Here is a 23,392-nt window from a genome sequence, read left to right on the forward strand (position 1 = left end):
CCGTCCCCGTCAAGCGCCTTTTTGACGTTTTTGTCAAAAAAGATTTCACCTCAATCAACAGATGAAGTTTATCTGCCCTAGCCCGCCTTTCCGTATGAAAAGGCGGGCATTGGTAGCGTTGGAACGACTTGAACCCCCGACACGCGGATTATGATTCCGCTGCTCGCCCTGCCACTATGCGACCCTATGCCGCCGTCGCGGTATTGCCGATCAGCTCCTCGCGGGTGATCCAGCCGCCACCAAGGACACGTTCGCCCTGATAGAACACACCGGCCTGCCCCGGGGCGATGCCGAACTGGGCATCATGGAGTTCGATGCGGGCTTCGCCGCGGGCTTCGGGGAAGACTGTTGCCGTGGTCGGCTGCATGGCCGAGCGCAGTTTGACTTCGACCTCGACCCCGTTTTCATCGATCTGGTCGCCATCAAGCCAGTTGAGCTCTTTGACATAGACCATTTTCTTGGCAAGGGCGGCCTTGGGGCCAACCACGACCTGACGTTTTTCCGGGACCAGCTTGACGACATAAAGCGGTTCTGCCGTACCGCCGATATTAAGACCGCGACGCTGCCCGACCGTGTAATGGATCAGGCCACGGTGATCGCCCATGACATTGCCGTCAAGGTCAACGATCTGGCCCGGCTCACCGGCTTCGGGACGGAGGCGTTCGACCAGACGGGCATATTTACCATCCGGAACAAAGCAGATGTCCTGGCTGTCGGGTTTGTCGGCGACCTCAAGACCGAATTTGGCGGCAAGGGCACGGGTTTCGGCCTTGCTCATCAGATGGCCAAGCGGGAAGCGCAGGAAATCAAGCTGTTCCTGGGTGGTGGTGAACAGGAAGTAGCTTTGATCGCGGTTCGGATCAGCCGCACGGTGAAGCTGCGCGCGCCCATCAGCACCGAGTTTACGCTGCACATAATGGCCCGTCGCCATGCAATCCGCGCCAAGGTCATAGGACGTTTCAAGCAGATCACGGAATTTGACGGTCTGATTGCATTTCACGCACGGGATCGGGGTTTCGCCGCGCATATAGCTGTCGGCAAAATCATCAATCACTTCTTCGCGGAAGCGTGATTCGTAATCGAGCACGTAATAGGGAATGTCGATATCCTCGGCCACTTTGCGCGCATCATAAATATCGCGCCCGGCACAGCAGGATTTCGCACGGGTCGGTGCATTGGCACCCATATCATAAAGCTGAAGCGTGATGCCGACCACGTCATAGCCTTCCGATTTCAGAAGGGCCGCAACCGCAGAGCTGTCCACACCACCCGACATGGCCACAACCACGCGCGTGTCTTCAGGGGCCTTATCAAAGCCAAGAGAGTTCATTTTTCCCACCCATCTGCGGGTCAAGGCCGCAGCGACAAGAAGTTAATCCAAAAAGGCAACGGGCGGCATTTCCGCCACCCGCACGCAATATTTCGAGCTTATATAAGCGATGTTCGCCTATTTTGCCAGATCAAGTCCCATCTGCCAGAAATCGGCTTCAAGGCGGCTTGCCATGGCAAAGGTATCGACCAGACCATCGATGCGATCATGACCGCCGCGCTTGGCGACAGTATGTTCCAGCAAATCAATTTCGGCCTTGGCCACGTCCTGGAATTCGGCGGACGCATACATTTCAATCCATGCCCGGTACGGATTGCCGTCCAGCCTTGTATCAGAACTTGCCATCAGGCGGTTTGCGATTTCGGCATAGCCAACCATACAGGGCATCAGGGCAACCTGAAGATCAACCACATCGCCCTGCACACCGCGATCCAGCACATAGCGGGTATAGGTCACGCACGCACGTGCTTCGGGTTCGGCAATGATATCGTCCTCGGACAGGCCCCAGCCTTTGCAGAATTCAAGATGCAGGCTCATTTCCATATCAAGGATCGCATGCACGGTGCCCGAAAACTGGCGCATGGCGGTCAGGTCTTCGGCCTTGTAGACCGCAAGCGCATAGGCGCGCGAAAACTGGATCAGAAACAGGTAATCCTGGATCAGGTAATGCTTGAAGGCCGCTTCGGGCAATGTACCGGCACCAAGCTGTTTGACGAAGTCATGGCAGACATAGCTTTCCCAGGCGTCGGTTGCGCGCGCACGCAATTTGCCAAACAGGCTGTCGTCCGGAATGATATCGGTAAAGGTGGCGGTCTGGCTCATGGCTGTTTCGTCCCGTTTTGCGGTATCGGCCATCATGGCGGTGATGGCGGTCATTCAAACAAAAACAGACCAGCCCGCGCAAAGCAGGCTGGTCTGATATTTCGTGGTCAGGGTGCAGGCCGAAAGGCGCACGTCTCAACCCTTTCGAAATCAGTCTTCGCGTTCGTCGATCCAGGCCATCTGGATGGCTTCGAGAATCTTTTCGTTCGATTTCTCGGGATCGTCTTCGAAACCTTCAAGCTCGCAGACCCATTTATGCAGGTCGGTAAAGCGAAGGTTGAGGTTATCCTTGTCAGGATGGGCTTCCTCAAGCTCGATCGCGATGTCCTGAATATCTGTCCAACGCATATCCGTCTCCTTTGGTGCCCGGGGCGCAAAACACACCGGTCAAAAGAAGGTCAAACTTACTTGTCGACCATCATGTTGCGGGTCGCAGCCGGCAGCATAACGCGCAGGCCGTCGAGTTCGTCGCTCATGATGATCTGGCAGCCAAGACGCGACGTCTCGGTCAGGCCGAAAGCAAGATCAAGCATGTCTTCTTCGTCTTCGGACGGTTCGTCAAGTTTGTCGAACCATTCTTCGTCCAGAACAACGTGGCAGGTCGAGCAAGCCAGCGAACCTTCGCATGCACCTTCAAGGTCAATGCCGTTCTTATGGGCAGCTTCCAGAACGGACAGGCCGTCGGCAACTTCGAATTCCTTTTCGGTGCCATCGGTCTCAACAAAAACGATCTTAGGCATCTGTGCCTTTCTCCTCGGTAATACTTTTCGTTCGATCTCTGTTTGCTGCGCTGCTTGTCACAACGCAATTGTCCGGCCCTGACCTTGGCGGTTGTTCGGGACAATCGCCGTACTTGACCGGTTTGTCAATTCCACCGGTGCCGATTAATTCACTTCATCGACATTTTGACCGGCAAGCGCCTGTCTGATCCGGCTATCCATTCGGGTTTCGGCAAAGGGTCGTGACGCATTTTCAAGGGCCTCGGCGGCCTCGTTAATCGCATCGCGATCATCGCCGGCCATCGCCGTCTCAAGGGCGGTGATGGCGTTGTTGATACTGGTTTCGTCCTCGGCACTCAGAAGTGCTCGGTCGGCCGCCATGGCCGCCCGGACCGCAAGGATATTGCGCCGTGCCTCGACCCGTGCTTCGGTCAGGACGCGCATTTCCATATCTTCGCGGGCATGGACCATACTGTCGCGCAGCATGTTGGCCATATCAGTTTCATTGATGCCATAGGTCGGCTTGACCGCGACTTCCTGTTCGGTGCCGGTGGTTTCTTCGCGTGCCGACACGGTCAAAAGACCATCGGCATCAACATTGAACTGCACACGGATCCGCGCGGCACCGGCCGCCATTGACGGAATGCCGGTCAAAACGAACCGGGCCAGTGACCTGCACTGATCGACCATTTCGCGTTCGCCCTGCACCACATGGATCATCATGGCCGACTGGCCATCCTGATAGGTGGTGAATTCCTGGGCCTTGGCGACCGGGATCGGGGTGTTGCGGTCGATGACCTTTTCAACAATCCCGCCCATGGTTTCAAGACCAAGCGACAGCGGCGTGACATCAAGAAGAAGGTTGTCAGAGCCCCCCGTCAGCGCCTCGGCCTGAAGGGCGGCGCCAAGGGCCACGACCTCGTCCGGGTCGATATCAGACAGCGGTTCCTGTTCGAACAGATCGGCCACCGCCTTGCGCACCGCAGGCACACGGGTTGACCCGCCGACCAGCACCACGCCCTTGACGTCTTCGGGCAGGATATCGGCATCATCAAGCACCTGTTCGGTGATCGCGATGGTACGCGACACCAGCTTGGCGATCATTGCTTCGAACGCGGCGCGGGTTACAGTATGGCTGGTCACCGATCCGTTCAGATCGACAGACACCTCGACCGCATCCTGATCGGTCAGGCCTTCCTTGACCTTGCGTGCAGTTTTCAAAAGCCGTTTGGCATCCGACGCATCAAGGGAATCGGCTGCACCACCGTCCTTGCGCTCAGCCAGAAGATGTTCGGCAATGGCGTGATCGAAATCATCCCCGCCAAGGGCGGCGTCACCGCCGGTCGCCTTGACCTGGAAAACGCCCTTTTGCATTTTCAGAAGCGAGATATCAAACGTCCCGCCGCCAAGATCGTAAACGGCGTAAAGCCCCTCTGCCCCGTTATCAAGGCCATAGGCAAGGGCGGCTGCGGTCGGTTCATTGACCAGACGCAGAACTTCGATCCCGGCAAGCTTCGCCGCATCCTTGGTCGCGGTACGTGCCCCGTCATCGAAATAGGCCGGAACCGTGATCACCGCCTTTTCGACCGGCTTATCAAGACCTTCTTCGGCGCGTGCGCGCAGGGCACGCAGAATATCGGCTGACACTTCAACCGGGGTCAGAACCCGCCCGCCGACATTGAGGCGCACCATCATCGGTTCACCCGCACCATCATCGGTGCCTTCGGGGACTTCGACGTCATAGGGCAGCGTACCGGCAACGGATTTGACATCCTCAAGCCCGCGCCCCATCAGGCGCTTGACCGAGGAAACCACGCGATTGGCATCGGTATTGATATGTTCACGGGCGTCTTCGCCAACCACCGGTGCGTCATCGCCATAATAGACAACAGACGGCACAATCGCATTGCCACCGGATTTGTCGCGCAGGACTTCGGGTTTTTCGCCGCGTGAAATCGCAACGACCGAGTTGGTGGTACCCAGATCGATACCAACAGCGATCTGGCGCTCGTCCTCGTGGGGGAGCGGCGTTTCGCCCGGTTCGTGGATTTTAAGCAGAGCCATGAATTCTATCCGTATCGGTTATTTGAAATGATCAGGCAGCGGCAAGGCGCGATTTCTTCCCGCGCGCTTCCTCGGTCATTTTCATCAGGTATCTCAGGCGGGTGGTCAGTTTTTTGGCAACGTCATATGACTGTTGATCAAGTGCCTGGCCAAGGTCCTTTTCACAGGCGCGCGCCTGTTTGCGGGTATCCTTGATCATTGCATCAATGGTGATCCTGTCATCGGCATCATCAAGTGCCTCGCGCATTTCCATCGCTTCCATCAGAAGTTCCGGATCATTGACAGTATGGCCTTCGCCGCCTTCGGGTTCGATCCCGGCCAGACGCAACATGTAATGGGCGCGCGACACCGGGTTTTTAAGAGTCTCGAAAGCCTCGTTCAGGCTGGCAGCCTGCTGGGAAGACAGAGCCTGCTCGCGACCGGATTTCGATGCAAAACGGTCGGGATGCAATTGCTGCTGCTGTTTGAGGTAGGTTGCCTCCATCGCGTCGATATCAACGTCAAAGGACCGTTCCAGACCGAACCGTTTGAAATGGTCGAGCTGACCCGGGGCCTGAATGGCGTTGCAGGTATCACAAAACAGTGCGCTGACTTCGACCGGCCCCTTGCAGGACCAGCAAGCTTTGTGTGCCGGATGTTCTGTATTGCTCACGCGATGCACTTCCGAGGATTAAAACAATAACAAATCAGTCAAAAGGCAGCCGGGACTATGGATCAGGCCGCCCTTTTCAGCCGATGGCCCCGGCGATGAAACCGGGGCCATGACCAAACAGAAAGCAGGGAAAGCCCGGCCGATCAGACGTGGAAGGATTCCCCGCACCCGCAACGACCTTTTTCGTTGGGGTTACGGAAGACGAAACCTTCTTCCATCTTGTTGACCTCGTAATCCATCTCCGTGCCGAGCACGAACATGATGGCTTTCGGGTCGATCAGGATTTTCACGCCGTCTTCCAGCTCGACAACTTCTTCGAAGCCGCTGGCATCGTCAGCATATTCAAGCGTGTAAGACAGGCCCGAACACCCTTTGCTGCGCACACCAAGCCGAATGCCATGCGACGGTTTGCCGCGGCTATCAAGCAACGCCTTGATGTGATCAAGGGCAACTGGCGTGACAGAAATCGGTGACGGTAAAGCCATGGTATTCTCCCAAATTCCGGAAAACGTGGCGGTTGGGACGCTGCTTATTCAGCAGCGTCAGCCGCACCGTTTTTGGATTTGTAGTCGCTGATGGCTGCCTTGATGGCATCTTCAGCGAGGATCGAGCAGTGAACCTTGACCGGCGGAAGCGCCAGTTCTTCGGCAATCTGCGAGTTTTTGATCGAACCGGCTTCATCAAGCGACTTGCCCTTGACCCATTCGGTGATCAGCGAGCTCGACGCAATCGCCGAACCGCAACCAAAGGTCTTGAACTTTGCGTCTTCGATGATGCCTTCCGGGGTGACCTTGATCTGCAGCTTCATGACGTCGCCGCAAGCCGGTGCACCAACAAGGCCGGTACCAACAGACAGTTCGTTCTTGTCCATGGAACCAACGTTGCGCGGGTTTTCGTAATGGTCGATCAGCTTTTCACTATAAGCCATGATTTCTCTCCAATCTTCTTGTGGTCTCTCGCGAGACAATGACGTTTATTCAGGCGCTTCTTAGTGCTCAGCCCATTCGATCGACTTGAGGTCGATACCTTCCTGGGCCATTTCCCAAAGCGGGCTCATCTCGCGGAGACGCTCGACCGCAGTGCAGATCGCATCAACAGCGGTATCGAGTTCTTCCTTGGTGGTGTAACGGCCGATGCCGATACGAAGCGAGGTATGTGCAAGTTCTTCGTCAACGCCAAGCGCACGCAGAACATAGGACGGCTCAAGCGATGCAGAAGTACATGCCGAACCCGACGAAACCGCAATGTTCTTGATGTCCATCAGAAGGCTCTCGCCTTCGACATAGGCAAAGGAAACATTGAGGTTGCCACAAACGCGTTCTTTTTCGTCGCCATTCAGATAAATGTCGGCAAGACGATCACGGAAACGCTGCAAGGTGTAATCACGCAGTTCAGCGATACGGGCGTTTTCTTCGGCCATTTCGTTGGACAGGATGTCACATGCCTTGCCAAGACCCACGATCAGCGGGGTCGGAAGCGTACCCGAACGCATGCCGCGTTCCTGACCACCACCGGTGATCTGGGCGATAACGCGAACGCGCGGACGACGGCGGACGAACAGCGCGCCGATGCCTTTCGGGCCATAGATCTTGTGACCGGAAATCGACATCAGATCGATATTCATGTCTTCGACATCAAGATCGATCTTGCCAACGGCCTGTGCGCAATCAGTGTGGAAGAACACTTTGCGTTCACGGCAGATGGTACCGATTTCTTTCAGCGGCTGAATGACACCGATTTCGTTGTTCACGCCCATGACGGAAACAAGTGCGGTTTCATCGGTGATCGCAGCCTTGAGTTCTTCAAGGTCGATCAGGCCGTTTTCCTTAACGCCAAGATAGGTCACTTTGTAACCTTCCTGCTCAAGGTGACGGGCACTGTCGAGCACGCATTTATGCTCGGTCACGACCGTGATCAGATGCGGCTTTTTCTTGCCATAGAACTTCATCACACCTTTGAGTGCGAGGTTGTTCGATTCAGTCGCACCAGAGGTAAAGATGATTTCCTTGGCCGATGCGCCAATGATCTTGGCAACCTGGGCACGGGCGACTTCAACGGCATCTTCGGCTTCCCAGCCAAAGCTGTGGTTGCGGGAATGCGGGTTACCGAACTTCTCGGTGAAATACGGCAGCATCGCTTCGACGACACGCGGGTCGGTCGGCGTCGTGGCCTGGTAGTCCAGATAGATCGGCTTTGCTTTAAGCTCGTTCATATTTAAGGCTTCCTCACTCACTCTCTTGTCAGGCAGCGTGACGCGCTTTCTTACGCGCTGCATTGCCCCTCATCCGGCTCCAAACACGGATAAATGTATCAATATCTTCGTCGGTGGTTTCCAGTCCCAGACTGACCCTGATGGCCGATCCGGCATCGGAAACCCCCATTTCCTTAAGCACGTGGCTTTCACGTACCTTGCCTGACGAGCAGGCTGATCCCGAACTGATGGCCACACCTGCCAGATCCAGCGCCATAACCTGGGTTTCCCCCGGCATTCCCGGCAAGATCAGGCAACTTGTATTCACCAGTCGCTCCGTTCCCTTACCAGCGATCAGAAGCTCAGGCGCCTCTGATGCCAATTCCGTTTCAAGGCGGTCGCGCAAGGCCGCAACATTCGCCATATTCGCCAACTGGGCCCCTGCCCGTTCGGCCGCGGCGCCAAAGCCCGCAATGCCCAGAACGTTTTCGGTGCCGCCACGGCGGTATTTTTCCTGTCCACCGCCCCGGATCTGCGGCACCAACATTACGCCGGGCGCGATCGCCAAAGCGCCAATTCCTTTGGGTCCGCCGATCTTATGGGCCGAAACCGACACCATATCAACCAGCAAGCGCCCCATATCCACCGGCAGACGGCCCAATGCCTGAATGGCATCACAATGGACCTTTGCCCCGTATTCACGCGCCAGCAGCGCCACTTTGGCCACCGGCTGGATCACGCCGGTTTCATTATTGGCCAGCATGACCGATACCAGAACCTTCTGCCCGGCAGCAGATGCTTCCTTCAGCATCGCCTCAAGCGCATCAAGATCAACCACACCATTGCCATCAACCGGAATGCGTTTTGCATCCACGCGCCCCTCTATGACAGAGGGATGTTCGATGGCACTGGTAAAGACAGTGACGTCTTCAAGTCCGTTCAGCGCGAGGTTGTTGGCCTCGGTCCCGCCGCTGGTGAAAATGATCCGTTCGGAATCACCGCCCACCAGATCCGCGATGGTGCGCCGGGCATGATCGACGATCTTGCGCGCGGCACGTCCGCTGGCATGAACCGATGACGGATTACCTGCAACATCCATCGCAGCGATCATGGCCTGCCGTGCCTCGGGGCACAGCGGCGCGCTTGCGTTGTAGTCGAGATAAACCTGGTCGGCCATCAGTTTGTAATCATCCTTATTCGCATCTGCTCTCGATATAGAGGAGCATTTACTGTGCCGCAACCTGTGACGGCTCTTCTATTTGAGTTGTTTTGCCCGGGAAGACCCGAAGCGATCCGCTGACATTGCGATCCACAACATCAGCAAGGCTTACCGATGCAAGATACAGATAAATCTGGTTGCCCAGTTCTTCCCACAATTCATGGGTCTGACAGCGGCCCTTGTTGGCCTTGCAGCCCTTAGGCGATCCGGACTTGCAACGGGTTGCGCGGATCGGCTCGTCAACGGCCAGAATGACATCGGCCACACGGGTTTCATCGGCCGTTCGGGCCAAAAGATAACCACCACCCGGGCCGCGCACGGAACGGACAAGCCCGCCTTTGCGCAATTTGCCAAACAGCTGTTCAAGATAGGACAGCGAAATTTCCTGACGGTCCGCAATATCGGCAAGTGCGACCGGTCGGTCCTTGCTGCTTTCAGCGAGATCGACCATCGCCATAACGGCATAGCGGCCTTTGGTACTCAGCTTCACGGTGCGTCCTCCTGCCTTGCTGCCTGGGTTCGGGTTTACCCGGACCTGACAGCGGGCTTTTCATTCGACTTTGCGCGATAGGCGCCAATTATTCCGACGATGCGACGATGCGCGGTTTTTCCGGCGTCACATCACCACCCGGTGTTCCCGCTGCGCCGGACTTTTCGGCTTCGAGTGCCGTTACCTGATTGCGCAGCGACTGTACCTCGCGGCCAAGCTCTTCAAGGGCGCGCGCCACCGGATCGGGCAGATCACCAAGCGGCGTACCATAGGCACAGAAACGATCATCGGCCTCGCGGCGAACGATCTTGGCGGGGATACCCACCACAGTTGCCCCTTCGGGCACTTCGGAAAGCACAACAGCATTGCCGCCGACACGGGCATTCTTGCGCACGGTGAACGGACCAAGGATCTGTGCCCCGGACCCGACAATCACACCATCTTCAAGTGTCGGATGGCGTTTCAGGCCGCGCTGCCCGTCGCTATTCACACTGGGCGACGTCCCGCCAAGGGTTACCCCCTGATACAGGGTTACGTCATCCCCGATCTCGGCGGTTTCGCCAATCACGACACCCATGCCGTGATCAATGAAGAACCGCTTGCCGATGGTCGCACCCGGATGGATTTCAATTCCGGTCAGCCAGCGCATGATCTGCGAAAGAAAACGCGCCGTGATGCGGAAACCGCGCTGCCAAAGCCAGTGTGTGCCACGATATCCCATGATCGCATGAAACGCCGGATAACAGAGCGCGATCTCCCAGCGGGAGCGTGCCGCGGGGTCGCGGGCAATCATCGCGTCAATTTCCTGACGAATTAGCTTGAACATGGGGCGGTCCACTGTGTAATTAGTACCTTCGATTCCCGGCAGCCACGCCTACGCCCGGCCTCGCGACACTCGCAAGATCGGGTTTTGTCGGCACCATCGGGTTAGCCGGAATATAGGATAACCGAGTAACTTGGTCAAGTATTTGCCCAAAGCAATTTATGCGCAAAGACGAAAAAACTTACAAAAAGACTCGGATATTTTTGTTACACACTTCATTCCATTCGTGGACAGGAGCAGTCTGATCCATGCCTGAGGTCATTTTTAACGGCCCCGAAGGTCGCCTTGAAGGTCGCTATCACCATAACGGCGCTGACGATTCGCCCATCGCACTTATCCTGCATCCGAACCCGCAGCAGGGTGGCACAATGAACAACAAATTGTGCTTTAACATGTTCAACATGTTCAAGGATCGCGGATATTCCGTCATGCGGTTCAACTTCCGCGGCGTCGGACGTTCGCAGGGCGTTTACGATCAGGGCATCGGTGAACTCTCGGATGCGGCATCTGCGCTTGACTGGATGCAGACCTATAATGCCAATGCGCGCGCAACCTGGGTTGCCGGCTATTCGTTCGGTTCGTGGATCGGCATGCAGCTTTTGATGCGCCGCCCGGAAATTGACGGCTTTATTTCGGTTGCAGCCCCGGCAAGTGAATATGACTTCACCTTCCTGGCCCCCTGCCCGTCGTCGGGCATCCTGATCCACGGATCACAGGATACCAACATTCCGGTTGCCTCGGTCAACAAACTTGCCGACAAGCTCAATGCCCAGAAAGGCATCGAAGTCGACATGTGCACGATTGACGGTGCCGATCACTATTTTGCCAAACAGCAAGATGACGTGATCAAGCATTCGATCGCCTATCTCGACAAGCGCGGCGCATAACCGTCCGCCAGCATGTCTGACGATCTCGAAATCAAGGCCGCCTGATCAGGCGGCCTTTTTCGTTGGATAAAGCTTCCCGCCACAGCACGGCGCAGGCACCCCGGTCGTCCCCGGAAAACTGAGCGGCAAGCCGCGCAAGTGACGCACGGCAAGATAGCCAAAGCATTCCGCCTCGACCGCATCGCCATCCCAGTCAAGGTCATCGACCGGACGCACCGGCACGCCAAGACGACTTGCAAGCGTTTCCATCACATATTGATTATGCCGCCCGCCCCCACAGACAAACCAGCTTTTGGGCGCGACAGGCAAATGGTTTACCCCCGCAACAATGGCCGCAACCGTGCAATTGGCAAGCGTTGCCGCACCGTCAGAAACATTCAGCCTTGCCTCGGCCACCAAACCGTCAATCCGCGCAGCCATGTCTTCGCGGTCCAGTGATTTTGGCGGCACACGGTCGAAATACGGGTCTTCAAGGAACTTGATTTCGACCATCGGGTCCGCCGTTCCGGACGCCGCCGTCGCACCATTCAGATCAACCGGATTACCGGTATGGCGCAACATCCAGTCATCAAGACGTGCATTGCCCGGCCCGCAATCAAATGCCAGAAGATCCGCGCCGTCCGCACCATCGCCAATCCAGGTGACATTTGAAACCCCACCGATATTAAGCACCGCCATCGGCGGTTCAACCCCGGCACTTTTCATCAGGGCGGCATGATAGATCGGGGCAAGTGGCGCGCCTTCGCCCCCCGCGGCAACATCAGCCAGACGGAAATCAGCGACCACCGGAATGCCGGTTTTTTCCGCCAGCATATGCGGCGTTCCGATCTGACGGGTCAGCCCCGATGCCGGTTCATGAAATACGGTCTGCCCGTGAAAGCCGATAATCCCGATATCACCGGGCAACATACCCGCCTTGGCCAGCAACATGTTAACAGCATCAACATGAACCTGTGTCAAATCATCCGCCACGACATGTTCGGAATTGGTGGCACTGCGATTGCCGAAACATTCGCGCATCCGTTCGCGCAGTTCCGGCGCATAGGGCACAAAAACAGACTGATCAAGACGACGCACATCAATGCCATCGGTTTCAATCAGAGCCGCATCGACACCATCAAGTGACGTGCCGCTCATCATTCCGATTGCCGTGATCCAGTCTTGCGTCATGTCGTGCTCCGCATGGTATTTTCGGGTTGTTTGCGCAGGTTAACGCCAAATTCTGGTGAAATCGTTACCCGGATTGCAGATCTGCGCGCCGATGCGTTGCCCAGCGCATGTTTTCTGTGCTAGATCATCGCCTCCGCACTTTGGGCGGGTCGAATTTTCTATCACAACCAACATAGCGCAAAAAACCATGACTGAACTTAAGTCTGATTTTCTCCGCGTCATGCATGACCGCGGTTACATCCACCAATGTACTGATCTTGAAGGCCTTGATGCCTATGCATCGGAAAATACGGTGGTGTGCTATGTGGGTTATGACTGCACCGCAGACAGCCTTCATGTCGGATCGCTTGTATCGATCATGATGCTGCGCTGGCTGCAGAAAACCGGTCACAAGCCGATCGTTCTGATGGGGGCCGGCACCACGCGCGTTGGTGACCCGACCGGCCGTGATGATGCGCGCCCGGTGCTGACCGACGAAGTCATTGCCACCAACATGGCGGGCATCAAAAAGGTCTTCCAGCAGTTCCTGACTTTTGGCGATGGCCCGACCGATGCGGTCATGGTCAACAATGCCGACTGGCTCGACAAGCTGAACTATATCGAATTCCTGCGTGATTTCGGTCGCCATTTCTCGGTCAACCGGATGCTGAGCTTTGACTCGGTCAAGCTGCGTCTGGAACGCGAACAGTCGCTGAGCTTCCTTGAATTCAACTACATGATCCTTCAGGCCTATGACTTTGTCGAACTGAACCGCAACTATGGCTGCATGTTGCAGATGGGCGGATCGGATCAGTGGGGCAATATCGTCAATGGTGTTGAACTGGGTCGTCGCGTTGACGAGAAATCCCTGTTTGGTCTGACGACCCCGCTGATGACCACCGCATCCGGTGCAAAGATGGGCAAAACCGCGGCCGGTGCCGTGTGGCTGAACGAAGAACGCCTGTCGTCCTATGACTATTACCAGTTCTGGCGGAACACCGAAGATGCCGACGTCATCAAGTTCATGCGCCTGTTCACCGAGATGTCGCTTGAACAGATCGACGAATACGCAAAACTTGAAGGCTCGGAAATCAACGAAGCCAAGAAAGTTCTGGCATTCGAGGCCGTCAAACTTTGCCGCGGCGAAGAAGCAGCCCTTGCCGCTGCTGAAACCGCACGCAAAACCTTTGAAGAAGGTGTTCTGGCTGACGATCTTCCGACCGTGGAAGTCGCCAAGGCCGATCTTGATGCCGGTATCCCGGCCTTCGATCTGTTCCGTCGTGCCGATCTTGCCAAATCCGGTGGTGATGCACGCCGTCTGATCAAGGGCGGCGGTGCAAAGATCAATGACGAAAAAGTCAGCGACGAAAATGCCAACATCACCGCAAATGCAGTGAATGCCGATGGCGTGATCAAGGTGTCTGCTGGCAAGAAACGCCATGTCCTGATCAAGCCGGTCTGATCACACATATCCGGTCAAAATTTAAAAAGCCCCGTGCAATTTGCGCGGGGCTTTTTTCATGTGTTAGCGCTAACATCATCCCGTTTCCGGACCGGTCCACTTGATTGGTCCGGGCCTTAGCCGGTCTGGGCCTTAGCCGGGCTCGGCACCGGTGATCAGGTTGCGAAGCACGCCGGGCACGAATGTCGAAAGCGGATTGACCGTCACATCAGGTTCGCCAAGGTCGCCTTCGATGGTGTAGGTCGGCGCAAAGATGCCCCCGCCTTCTTCCCCCACCAGAAGATCGCCAAGGATCGGGATCACGCCAAGGGCCGAATTGATGGCATAGATCGGCACAATCGACCCGGCCAGACGGATTTCGGATTTCGCCAGATCAATCGATCCGTTCGCGGTAACACCAACCGCGGTGCCGTTGGCAGCGACCTTTGACAAGGTCAGCACGTCATTCACATAGGTGAAATCGCCATTCAGTTCGGTGAAGGAAATGCCGTTTCCTTGCAAAACGTCGCTGAGCCCCGAAAGAGATGCTGCCCCCAGGACACGTGCGGCAATCGGTGCGTTGACGACACGGAAATCGCCGATCTTGACCGATCCGGTAAAGGGCTGGGCAAAGTCGCTTTCATCGACCGTGCCTTCGACCGTCATGTTCCCGCCCAGAAGGTTTTCATACATATCAAGCGCCCGCAGGAATTTACCGGCATCTTCGGCCGTCAGACTGACCTTGCGGGTGGAAAAATCATCGCGGCTGACCTGTGCAAATATGGTGGCCCGGTCCGCCAGCGAACCATTCAGAACCAGCCGGTCCCATTCCTGTCCGACAACATGGATCGATCCTTTTACATCGCCAAACAGTTCGCCATTGGCCATCACCATCTGTTCGATATCGAGGAAGATCTCGGTCGTTCCGCCTTCGCGGCTGGCGCGTTGTCCTATGCCGCCACTGTTTGGTGCCTTGGCATCCTTTGGCTTGCCGGTGTCTTCGGCGTCATCCGACAGGATCCAGGGGGTCGCGATCAGCTGACGGGCAGTGATTTCGATTTCGCGATTTTCATTATTCTGCCGGAAGGTGACCTTGCCATCATTGAGCAGCGGCTCCGCCCCCTTAAGCAGGAAGCCGCCACCGGTCAGATTGACAATGACATTGCGTTTTTCCGACGGCTGGGTGTCGCTGCTTTCTGCGGGCTCAGGCGATGTTTCATCCTCGACAAATGGTCGCAAGTCAAACTGCGCCCCGCGCAGATCCACCAGCATCCTGTCATCATTGGCAAGCCTGATCGTTCCCGAAAGACCGGTATTTTCACGAAAACGGGTATTGTCGATTTCAAAGGACCATTGATCGGCAATCGGGTTTTCACCGCGCCATTTGCCCGTGCCGGACGCCACCAGTGCCGGTGCCATCACCGCAAAGGATTTAAGCGTGCCGCCACCTTCATAACGCACAGCCACATCAAAGCTTGCCTTGGCTTCGGCACCGGGTTGTTTGGTGTAGTTGACCCGTTCCATCGGAAGCGTGATGGCAACATCATTAAGCGCCACATCCCCCTTGATCTCGACCCGGTCATCCAGAACCCTGATTTCGACCTTGCCCTTGCCCATCCCGGCAAGATAGGGCGCAACATCAAGTTCCACATCGGGCATCACCGCCAGATCGAGATCGCCAGACAGGCTATAATGGCTGCGGATTTTGGCCGCGGTATCAAAACTTTCAACCCAGTTGATCGCGGTTTTGCCCTTGCCGATCGATGCCGTACCGGTCAGTTCCAGCCCCTTGGTGTTGACCTGAAGTTCGAAACTGCCGTTATTGACATCAAGTTCGCGGAACGCGTTGGTGATGCTGGCCTTTTGAATGCGCGATGCTGCCGCGACCTCGACATCGTCGAATGTCACATCGCGCAGCAACGGGAAATTCAGGCGCACGCGGGTCGCCTGTTCACCAGCAATCTGGGCCGGATCAATGCCAAGGCGGGTGGCAAATCCAAGCGGCTGAGCTTCGATCAGTTCAAGCGCCTTGCGCGCACTGCCATTGGCGACCACTTCGATTTCGGCAAGCGGAACCGGTTCGTCTAGCTTGGTGAACAGGATGCTGGCATCCGTTACAGTCAGCCCGTCTGCCTGTCCGCGATCAACATAGATATTGAAACTGGTTTCATCGAATTCGGCGCGGCCACCGGCATCATGCACATCGGGCATATCCCCCAGATAATGCACAGTGACACCGGACATCGTCATCTGTCCGCCCAGCGCATCAAGCGCCACGTCGCCGGCGTCATCCTGATGAAGTTCGGTATGCAGGGTGGCCTGATGAACAATGCCGTCCGACAGGTTGGTTACAACCCAGATACGGGCATCTTCGCCAACCGATTCCGGCCAAAGCCGGTCCAGATCATCTGTGGCCACATCGGTTGCCTTCGCATCCAGGCTAAGCTGCCATTTGCCAAACGGATCAAGCACGACACCGGTAACCGATGCCGTGGCATCCCCGACATTGAGCGTCACGTCATCAACACTGAACCGGCCCGGTACATAGCTTGTGACGATCTTGCCGTCATTGACCCGATAGGTCGCGCGGATTTCGGATGGCAGTGAAATCACCCCGCTTCCGACTTCCAGATCGGTCGCAGCAGAAACCAGTTTTCCACTGACATCATATTTGGCACGGATTACCCCCGAAACCGGGACATAGGCATCGCGCATCGGTTCAAAGATGTCAGAGATGCTGACCAGATCGGAAAGCTCCACCTCGCCGATGCGGGCTTCGAGATCGATTTCACCGCTGCTTGTGCTGTAATCACCGGTCACATTGACCCGGGTCGACAAGGCACCAGCACTGACCTGCAAGGAGGCTTCGGCCCCGATGCCAAGCGGCTTGCGCGACAACAGAATTTCAGCCTGCGGCGCGGCCCAGACGATGCCAAGCTGTTCATCGCGCACCTGCAGGTCGGCATTTACAATCCCGAAACTTTCGAAATAGGCCGCAGCCGGAAAATCGGTGCGTTCGCCAGACAGGATCGAGACCACATCGCGCAGGATTTCGCTGCCGGATCTTTCAATCGGCGCGGTTGCCACATCGGTTTCATCATCGGGTGTTTGCGGTGCAGGCTGTATTTCGGTGGTTTCGGGAAGAACCGGCTGCGCATCGTCACTTTCGGGCAAATCGATCGTGACCGACGCCCCCCGCCCGCTGTCATAAACCGGGTCTTGCGGTTCGACGGATGTGTCTTCGTCCGGTCCGGCAAGTGGTGCTGTCCCATCGGAGTTTTCGGCGACATAGCCGATATCGATCTGCCCATTGGCGCGGCGTTCCAGGCGAATGCGCGGCCCGATCAGGTTCAATTCACGAAGTGCCAGAACCCCTTCAAACAGGGCCTTGCTGGAAAACACCACGTCTGCTTCGGGAATATGGAGCAGTTCACGATCATCCCCGCCAATGATCACCACATCGCGCAAACCGACATCAAATTTTTCGGCCCATCCGCGCCAGCGCAAAACGACGTCACCAACCGACAGCCGGTTTTCACCCATCGACTTGTTAAGATGATCAACGATATAGGGGGTAATGCGGTGCAGGGACACAGGTTCCTGAGACAGTCGCCAGATGGTGACTGCTGCAAATACGCCAACAAACAGCACGATCGCCGACAAAATCAGCGCCAGCCATCCAGCAAAGCTTTTAACGAGGCGCACCCTTATTTATCCTGTTTTCCTGATATCATATGTCGCAATAGCACCACTGCACACGTTCTGGCCGGTGTTTCCGTTCTGCAAGAAGAAACAGATATCACCGGAACTGCCAGTATTGATCTAATCCCTTTTTGTCCGATCGCAGAAAAGCTACATAGAGACAGTCACCCGTATGATCGGGGTTGCAATCTCCTTGCCAAGAGCATGCAATCAGGCACAAGTTTGTGCATAGCCCGGTTCGTTACCTTTTCGCAATACAAGGAAAGCAAAAAGTGTCTCTTTCCTGGATTTCACAGGACCTGCCCCAACCCTTTGATGCCGAACGTGTTGCCAATGCGTTTGAACGATGGAACGCCCTTGGCGATCGCCCGGCATTTGAAAGTCTGGCATCCAAAATTGGCGATATTGCGTCCGATCCCCAAAGCAAGGCGGTTTTGGCAGCCCTGTTTGGTAACAGCCCCTATCTGACCAATTTGTGCCTGCGCGATCCCGACATTGTTTGCGAAGTATTCGAAAGCGGCCTTGATCATGCCTTTGCCACCGCACTGGATCCGGTGCGGCAAAGTGCGGATGCCCGTGATCTTGATCAGGCGACAACAATGTCCACGGTGCGCAAGGCAAAACGCCGGGCTGCACTGGTGATTGCGATGGCCGATATCTGCAAGGCCTGGCCGCTTGATAAAGTCACATCCGCGATCAGCGATACTGCGGAAACCACACTTGATTTCACCATGGCCCATTGCCTGTGTGCGATGGCGCGCCAGCGCAAATATGACCTGCCCAATCCCCAGAACCCGCTTGAAGGATCGGGGATCTTTGCGATCGGCATGGGAAAACTGGGTGCGGGTGAACTGAACTATTCATCCGATATCGACCTGATCTTCCTGTATGATCAGGATATTGTCACCTATCTTGATGAAGATCGCCTGCAACAGGATCTGGTGCGCATGGTGCGTGACATCACACGCGTGATGGAAGAACGCACCGGGGACGGCTATGTGTTTCGAACCGATTTGCGCCTGCGTCCCGATCCGGCATCGACCCCGCCGATCCTGTCGATGATTGCGGCTGAAACCTATTATGAAACGGTGGGGCAGAACTGGGAACGTGCGGCCATGATCAAGGCCCGCATTGTTGGCGGCGACCGGGCGGCCGGCAACGAGTTTCTGGAAATCCTGCGACCGTTCGTCTGGCGCAAACATCTCGATTTCCTTGCCATTCAGGACATTCATTCGATCAAGCGCCAAATCAATGCCCATAAGGGCGGCAGCAAGATCAATATCCCCGGCCATAACATCAAGCTTGGCCGCGGCGGCATTCGCGAGATCGAATTTTTCGCCCAGACACAGCAATTGATCTGGGGCGGGCGCGAAGTTGCGCTGCGTGGCAAGGCGACATGTGACACATTGCGCGCACTGACCAAATTCGGACAGGTATCCGAGGAAGTCCGCGATGAAATGCTGGCGGCCTATGAATTTCTGCGCACGGTCGAACACCGGCTTCAGATGATCAATGATCAGCAGACCCAGACTCTTCCCGATACGGATGACGGGCTGCGCGCCCTTGCGACATTCCTTGGCTATGCGACGCTTGATGCGTTCAAGGATCATTTGCTGCTTCATCTGCGCAATGTTGAAAACAACTATGCCGAACTGTTTGAAGATGACACGCCGCTGACCGGCGACAGCACGACCGGCAATCTGGTCTTTACCGGCACCGAAGACGATCCCGACACGCTTGCCAATCTGCGTGAAATGGGGTTTGAAAATGCCGAAAATGTATCGGTTACGGTGCGTGGCTGGCATCACGGGCGTTATCGCGCCACCCGGTCACGCAGGGCGCGTGAAATTCTGACCGAACTGATGCCGACACTTTTGGGGGCACTGTCGAAAACCACCAACCCGGATATGGCATTCCGGGCCTTTGACGAGTTCCTGAAAGGTCTTCCGGCCGGGGTTCAGCTGTTCTCGCTGTTTACCGCGCACCCGGAATTGCTTGAACTTCTGGCCCAGATCGCCGGAACCGCCCCGCGTATGGCCAAATATATCGGGCGCAACGCGTCGGTTCTCGATTTCGTCCTGATGTCGGGCTTCCATGAAGAATTGCCTGATGCCGACAGCATGCTGGCAGAACTTGATGCGCGCCTGTCACGCGAAGACATGGTCGAAGACTGGCTGGATGTCGCACGACGCTGGGCCAATGACCAGAAATTCCAGATTGACGTTCAGACCATCCAGAACCGCCAAACCCCGCACGAGGCCGGTCGTGCACTGGCCGATGTCGCAGATGTTGCCATTCGCGCCCTGTTCCCGCGCATTGCCGATGATTTCGCCGCAAAGCACGGTACCTTTGCCGATGGCGGGCTTGCGGTATTTGCGCTTGGCAAACATGGTGGGCAGGAACTGTCCCCGGGGTCGGACCTTGATATGGTGTTCATCTATGATGTGCCCGAAGAAGCCGAAGAGTCTGATGGGGAAAAACCGCTGTCACCCGGGCATTATTTCATCCGGTTGAGCCAGCGTTACATCAACGCCCTTTCCGCCCCCACCGCCGAAGGTGTTCTGTTTGAAACCGACCTTCGCCTGCGGCCCAGCGGGTCAAAAGGCCCGCTTGCCACCCATTTCAAAAGTTTCGAAGCCTATCAGAACAATGAAGCCTGGACGTGGGAGCACATGGCGCTTACGCGGTTGCGCCCGGTTTATGGGCCGCAATCGCTGTGTGACAAGGTGATTGCCACCACAACGGCCGTTCTGCGCAAGGAACGTGACCCCGATCAGCTGGTGCGCGCGGTCTATGACATGCGCAACCGCATGGAAGCCGGCAAAGGCGACAATCACCCCTGGGCGATCAAGATGCGGCGCGGCGGGCTGGTTGATCTGGAATTCATCGCGCAATATTTGCAACTGCGTCACGCCCATGACCATGCCGACATCCTGTCGCCCACCACACGCGACGTGTTCAAACGGCTTGGCACGGCCGGCATTCTTGAAAATGACGAGGCAGAATTTTTGGCCAATGCCGGATCATTCTGGCTGGCACTTCAGGCAATGCTGCGCCTGACGACCGAAGGACCGTTTGATCCCGCACGGGCCAGTACCGACCTGCAACAGATGCTGGCACGGGCCGGAAAATGTGACGATTTCGCAAGCCTTCAGGACAAAATCGAAACCACGGCAACCCGGATCAAAACGATCTATGACCGGATCATCGCCGATCCGGCCGAAAAGGTCAGCCCGCCCGAAACCACACAATAGCCGGATCGAAATGATCCGGCTGGCCTTGCCATCCTTATAAAGGATTGTATTTTCAGTGCGGAGCGGATCGCACAGCGACACAGACAGACAAAGGATGGAACATGACACTTGAAGTAGGTGACAAGGCCCCGGATTTCGAATTGCCAACCGATGGTGGCAACAGCATCAAGCTGTCCGATCTGGCAGGCAAACCGGTGGTGATCTATTTCTATCCCAAGGACATGACACCGGGCTGCACCACGGAATCCTGTGAATTTCGTGATGCCGAGCCGGACTTCAGCGCCGTTGATGCCCAGATCATCGGCATTTCCAAGGACAGTGTCAGCCGCCATGACAAGTTCAAGGCCAAACATGACCTGAACTTCATTCTGGCATCGGATGAAAACGGTACCGTGTGCGAAGATTTCGGCGTCTGGAAAGAAAAAAGCATGTATGGCAAAAAATTCATGGGCATTGAACGGTCCACCTTTGTCATTGATGGCAGCGGTGTCATCCGCAATGCCTGGCGCAAGGTAAAGGTCAAAGGCCACGTGGCAGAGGTTCTAGAAGCCGTTCGCGCCCTTTGATCAAAAAAATGACACTCGTAGCAGACCAATTGGTCCCGTTACCCCGCAAGGCCCGGCAACTGATTGCCGGGCCTTTGTTTTTTGGCCTTCGCCGACTTTAAAATTTAACCCGCCAAACTGCCAAAACGGCCATTCCAACACATTGATTTTGTTGCCTTGGGTTACATGTCAGGATAACAATTTACATATGGGAGTTTGGGTGAAGGTGCTTTTCACCTGTTCAGAGAAAACAAACCGGCACGCCGGCAAAGCAGGTATTGCTATGAACAAAAATGTTGTTGATCTCGACGATCAGATGCTTGCGGATTTTCGCGATGAGGCACATGACATCATCAGTGCGATTGATGTCCATCTGCAAAATGCGCGTGGCAAAAGCGATCCCGCACACCTGACCTCTATCCAGCGCGAAGTTTTCAACTTGCGTTACAAGGGCAAATCGGTTGCGGCACCACTGATCAATCTGACCAGTCATCGTCTGGCCGATTATGTCACCACCTGCAAGGAACTGAATGAAGGTTCCATCGAAGATATCCAGGCCTTTGTCGACAAGATCCAAAGCCTGCTTGAAGGTGACATGACCGCCGGCGGCACCGATACCGCGGAATTTGTCCGTGAATTGCCGTCCAAACGTGCCCCTGACATTGATCCGAACTGGCTTAAAAAGGCCAATGTCGAAGCATTGCTGGTGATCCCGCAGCGCTCCATGGCAACCATTCTTGAACGCGAACTCGCCGCATGCGGTTATCGCAGTTCCGTGACGCAAACCTCGTTCGAGGCCATCGAACTTGCCGTTCGCACCCGCCCCGACTTCATCATTGTTGCCAAAACCATTGATGAGCTGAGCGGTGTTGATCTGGCCAATGCGTTGCAGGCCATGCCAAAAACCCGCGCCATCCCGACGGCTGTTCTGACGTCTGATGCACCGAACCACCCGTCCTTGCAGGATCTTCCGTGCCGCACGGCAATCATCCGCAAGGGCAATGCATTTGGTGAAGATCTGGCCGAGGCACTGGCACGGTTCAACATCACCTGATAACGACATATCCGTAGGCAGCACATTATCTGTCACGATGTATCACAGGGGCGGCGCGCAAATTTGCAGGCCGCCCTTTTGTTTGGCCATTGACCATATCCCCGGCAGATGGCAGACAAAGCCGATCTGAAAATCATTCTGAAAACCGGGCCGTCATGACCAAGCTTACCCTCGCCGAAGCAGCCAAACGTGCGCTTTTGACCGAAGATGCGACCGAAAAAGCCGATGTTACGGCCGAACTCGCCGCGATGTGGCGCAATGGCGAGATTACCGAGGTCGGGGCAACCGACCTGCCCGATCGTCCCGGTCGCCCGGCCAAGCCGGAACTTCTGGCGCCAAACAAAATGCCCAAGCGCAAAAAAGGCAGTGTCCAGGGCCGCATCGGGCTTTTGCATGCGCTGGCCCATATCGAGCTTAATGCCATCGACCTGGCCTGGGATCTTTGCGTGCGCTTTCCCGAAGCTGACATGCCGCGGGACTTCCACGATGCCTGGGTACAGGTCGCCGATGACGAGGCCCGACATTTCAAAATGATCAACAAGCGCCTTGGCGAAATGGGCGCGACCTATGGTGATTTGCCCGCCCATGACGGCCTGTGGCAAACATCGATGGATACGGCCTATGACATTTTGCCACGTCTGGCCGTGGTGCCGATGGTGTTTGAGGCACGCGGGCTTGACGCCACGCCGCCCACCCTTGAACGTCTTTTGGCACATGGGGATACGGAAAGTGCCCGTATCCTTAAAATCATCGCCCATGATGAAATTGCCCATGTGGCTGCGGGGCGCAAATATTATGAATATGTCTGCGACCAGCGTGGCCTGCCCTATTACACCACCTGGCATGACATGCTGCGCAAGCATTTCCGCGGGCCTCTCAAACCGCCATTCAATGACGAAGCCCGTTACGAGGCCGGTATGCCGCCGGATTATTATCAGGACTATGTTCTGGAACTGCCGGGCGAGGCAGACGATCTTTAGGCCCGATGTCGCGAACTGGGATTTTTAAAATTTGACCCAGCGCAAAGCGTGCATAAGCAATCAGGTTTAG

The 23,392-nt window shown here is 56.0% G+C and carries 20 protein-coding genes; 6 read left to right on the forward strand and 14 right to left on the reverse strand.

The features are described 5' to 3' along the window. Positions 1-184: 184 nt before the first annotated feature. The 12 genes from mnmA to cysE all read right to left on the reverse strand — a co-directional run bounded on the left by mnmA (position 185) and on the right by cysE (position 10,313). Positions 185-1,330, reverse strand: coding sequence for a tRNA 2-thiouridine(34) synthase MnmA (gene mnmA, locus SIB88_RS14800; protein WP_068518521.1), 1,146 nt, complete (start codon positions 1,328-1,330; stop codon positions 185-187). 117 nt (positions 1,331-1,447) lie between these two features. Continuing rightward, on the reverse strand, positions 1,448-2,152 hold the full coding sequence (tenA, locus tag SIB88_RS14805; protein ID WP_412559415.1) for a thiaminase II: 705 nt from the start codon (positions 2,150-2,152) through the stop codon (positions 1,448-1,450). A 150-nt stretch (positions 2,153-2,302) separates the two neighbouring features. Next, positions 2,303-2,500: a Fe-S cluster assembly protein IscX gene (gene iscX / locus SIB88_RS14810; protein WP_068518522.1), complete on the reverse strand. Its 198-nt coding sequence runs from the start codon at positions 2,498-2,500 to the stop codon at positions 2,303-2,305. A 56-nt stretch (positions 2,501-2,556) separates the two neighbouring features. After that, the gene (locus SIB88_RS14815) at positions 2,557-2,892 is read right to left on the reverse strand and encodes a ferredoxin family 2Fe-2S iron-sulfur cluster binding protein (protein WP_068518523.1); all 336 of its coding nucleotides are present in this window, start codon (positions 2,890-2,892) and stop codon (positions 2,557-2,559) included. A gap of 144 nt (positions 2,893-3,036) precedes the next feature. Continuing rightward, on the reverse strand, positions 3,037-4,935 hold the full coding sequence (gene hscA, locus SIB88_RS14820) for a Fe-S protein assembly chaperone HscA (protein WP_412558378.1): 1,899 nt from the start codon (positions 4,933-4,935) through the stop codon (positions 3,037-3,039). Between the two features lie 31 nt (positions 4,936-4,966). Next, positions 4,967-5,587: a Fe-S protein assembly co-chaperone HscB gene (gene hscB, locus SIB88_RS14825; RefSeq protein WP_412558379.1), complete on the reverse strand. Its 621-nt coding sequence runs from the start codon at positions 5,585-5,587 to the stop codon at positions 4,967-4,969. 143 nt (positions 5,588-5,730) lie between these two features. Beyond that, positions 5,731-6,072 (reverse strand): HesB/IscA family protein, encoded by a 342-nt coding sequence (locus SIB88_RS14830; protein WP_068518526.1) that lies wholly within the window; start codon positions 6,070-6,072, stop codon positions 5,731-5,733. Positions 6,073-6,116: 44 nt separating this feature from the next. Next, a complete protein-coding gene (iscU, locus tag SIB88_RS14835; RefSeq protein WP_068518527.1) occupies positions 6,117-6,515 on the reverse strand; it encodes a Fe-S cluster assembly scaffold IscU in 399 nt (132 codons plus the stop codon). A 60-nt stretch (positions 6,516-6,575) separates the two neighbouring features. Further along, positions 6,576-7,799 (reverse strand): IscS subfamily cysteine desulfurase, encoded by a 1,224-nt coding sequence (locus SIB88_RS14840; protein WP_068518528.1) that lies wholly within the window; start codon positions 7,797-7,799, stop codon positions 6,576-6,578. Between the two features lie 28 nt (positions 7,800-7,827). Next, positions 7,828-8,955, reverse strand: coding sequence for a cysteine desulfurase family protein (locus SIB88_RS14845; RefSeq protein ID WP_068518529.1), 1,128 nt, complete (start codon positions 8,953-8,955; stop codon positions 7,828-7,830). 49 nt (positions 8,956-9,004) lie between these two features. Then, entirely contained in the window at positions 9,005-9,487 is a 483-nt protein-coding gene (locus SIB88_RS14850; RefSeq protein ID WP_068518530.1) for an Rrf2 family transcriptional regulator, read from the reverse strand. Positions 9,488-9,575: 88 nt separating this feature from the next. Continuing rightward, a complete protein-coding gene (cysE, locus tag SIB88_RS14855; protein WP_114113630.1) occupies positions 9,576-10,313 on the reverse strand; it encodes a serine O-acetyltransferase in 738 nt (245 codons plus the stop codon). A gap of 245 nt (positions 10,314-10,558) precedes the next feature. Here cysE and SIB88_RS14860 point away from each other — a divergent pair, with 245 nt between their 5' ends. Further along, a complete protein-coding gene (locus SIB88_RS14860) occupies positions 10,559-11,197 on the forward strand; it encodes an alpha/beta hydrolase (RefSeq protein ID WP_068518531.1) in 639 nt (212 codons plus the stop codon). Positions 11,198-11,242: 45 nt separating this feature from the next. On the opposite strand, the gene SIB88_RS14865 is transcribed toward SIB88_RS14860, so the two are convergent. Continuing rightward, entirely contained in the window at positions 11,243-12,367 is a 1,125-nt protein-coding gene (locus SIB88_RS14865) for an anhydro-N-acetylmuramic acid kinase (RefSeq protein ID WP_412558380.1), read from the reverse strand. Between the two features lie 187 nt (positions 12,368-12,554). Here SIB88_RS14865 and tyrS point away from each other — a divergent pair, with 187 nt between their 5' ends. Then, on the forward strand, positions 12,555-13,808 hold the full coding sequence (tyrS, locus tag SIB88_RS14870; RefSeq protein ID WP_412558381.1) for a tyrosine--tRNA ligase: 1,254 nt from the start codon (positions 12,555-12,557) through the stop codon (positions 13,806-13,808). Between the two features lie 132 nt (positions 13,809-13,940). Here the strand turns inward: tyrS and SIB88_RS14875 are convergent, their stop codons facing one another. Continuing rightward, positions 13,941-17,492 (reverse strand): AsmA-like C-terminal domain-containing protein, encoded by a 3,552-nt coding sequence (locus SIB88_RS14875; RefSeq protein WP_412558382.1) that lies wholly within the window; start codon positions 17,490-17,492, stop codon positions 13,941-13,943. Positions 17,493-17,761: 269 nt separating this feature from the next. Here SIB88_RS14875 and SIB88_RS14880 point away from each other — a divergent pair, with 269 nt between their 5' ends. From SIB88_RS14880 to SIB88_RS14895, 4 genes are all read left to right on the forward strand, one after another. Then, positions 17,762-20,743, forward strand: a complete 2,982-nt coding sequence (locus tag SIB88_RS14880) for a bifunctional [glutamine synthetase] adenylyltransferase/[glutamine synthetase]-adenylyl-L-tyrosine phosphorylase (protein WP_412558383.1) — start codon at positions 17,762-17,764, stop codon at positions 20,741-20,743. Positions 20,744-20,844: 101 nt separating this feature from the next. Beyond that, positions 20,845-21,309, forward strand: coding sequence for a thioredoxin-dependent thiol peroxidase (bcp, locus tag SIB88_RS14885; RefSeq protein ID WP_068518536.1), 465 nt, complete (start codon positions 20,845-20,847; stop codon positions 21,307-21,309). Between the two features lie 262 nt (positions 21,310-21,571). Further along, the gene (locus SIB88_RS14890; RefSeq protein WP_068518537.1) at positions 21,572-22,342 is read left to right on the forward strand and encodes a response regulator; all 771 of its coding nucleotides are present in this window, start codon (positions 21,572-21,574) and stop codon (positions 22,340-22,342) included. A 155-nt stretch (positions 22,343-22,497) separates the two neighbouring features. Continuing rightward, complete coding sequence (locus SIB88_RS14895; RefSeq protein WP_412558384.1) at positions 22,498-23,322, forward strand: ferritin-like domain-containing protein; 825 nt, start codon at positions 22,498-22,500, stop codon at positions 23,320-23,322. Positions 23,323-23,392 lie beyond the last annotated feature (70 nt).

The sequence above is a fragment of the Thalassospira sp. MIT121401 genome, assembly GCF_047125595.1.
Lineage (GTDB): Bacteria > Pseudomonadota > Alphaproteobacteria > Rhodospirillales > Thalassospiraceae > Thalassospira > Thalassospira povalilytica.

Bases quoted from the DNA above. Each gene is read 5' to 3' on its own strand.
- SIB88_RS14815 (WP_068518523.1), bottom strand. From the start codon at position 2,892: ATGCCTAAGATCGTTTTTGTTGAGACCGATGGCACCGAAAAGGAATTC.
- tenA (WP_412559415.1), bottom strand. From the start codon at position 2,152: ATGAGCCAGACCGCCACCTTTACCGATATCATTCCGGACGACAGCCTG.
- SIB88_RS14865 (WP_412558380.1), bottom strand. From the start codon at position 12,367: ATGACGCAAGACTGGATCACGGCAATCGGAATGATGAGCGGCACGTCA.
- hscA (WP_412558378.1), bottom strand. From the start codon at position 4,935: ATGGCTCTGCTTAAAATCCACGAACCGGGCGAAACGCCGCTCCCCCAC.
- SIB88_RS14840 (WP_068518528.1), bottom strand. From the start codon at position 7,799: ATGAACGAGCTTAAAGCAAAGCCGATCTATCTGGACTACCAGGCCACG.
- mnmA (WP_068518521.1), bottom strand. From the start codon at position 1,330: ATGAACTCTCTTGGCTTTGATAAGGCCCCTGAAGACACGCGCGTGGTT.
- SIB88_RS14890 (WP_068518537.1), top strand. From the start codon at position 21,572: ATGAACAAAAATGTTGTTGATCTCGACGATCAGATGCTTGCGGATTTT.
- iscX (WP_068518522.1), bottom strand. From the start codon at position 2,500: ATGCGTTGGACAGATATTCAGGACATCGCGATCGAGCTTGAGGAAGCC.
- cysE (WP_114113630.1), bottom strand. From the start codon at position 10,313: ATGTTCAAGCTAATTCGTCAGGAAATTGACGCGATGATTGCCCGCGAC.
- iscU (WP_068518527.1), bottom strand. From the start codon at position 6,515: ATGGCTTATAGTGAAAAGCTGATCGACCATTACGAAAACCCGCGCAAC.
- SIB88_RS14845 (WP_068518529.1), bottom strand. From the start codon at position 8,955: ATGGCCGACCAGGTTTATCTCGACTACAACGCAAGCGCGCCGCTGTGC.
- SIB88_RS14830 (WP_068518526.1), bottom strand. From the start codon at position 6,072: ATGGCTTTACCGTCACCGATTTCTGTCACGCCAGTTGCCCTTGATCAC.
- SIB88_RS14895 (WP_412558384.1), top strand. From the start codon at position 22,498: ATGACCAAGCTTACCCTCGCCGAAGCAGCCAAACGTGCGCTTTTGACC.
- SIB88_RS14860 (WP_068518531.1), top strand. From the start codon at position 10,559: ATGCCTGAGGTCATTTTTAACGGCCCCGAAGGTCGCCTTGAAGGTCGC.
- bcp (WP_068518536.1), top strand. From the start codon at position 20,845: ATGACACTTGAAGTAGGTGACAAGGCCCCGGATTTCGAATTGCCAACC.
- tyrS (WP_412558381.1), top strand. From the start codon at position 12,555: ATGACTGAACTTAAGTCTGATTTTCTCCGCGTCATGCATGACCGCGGT.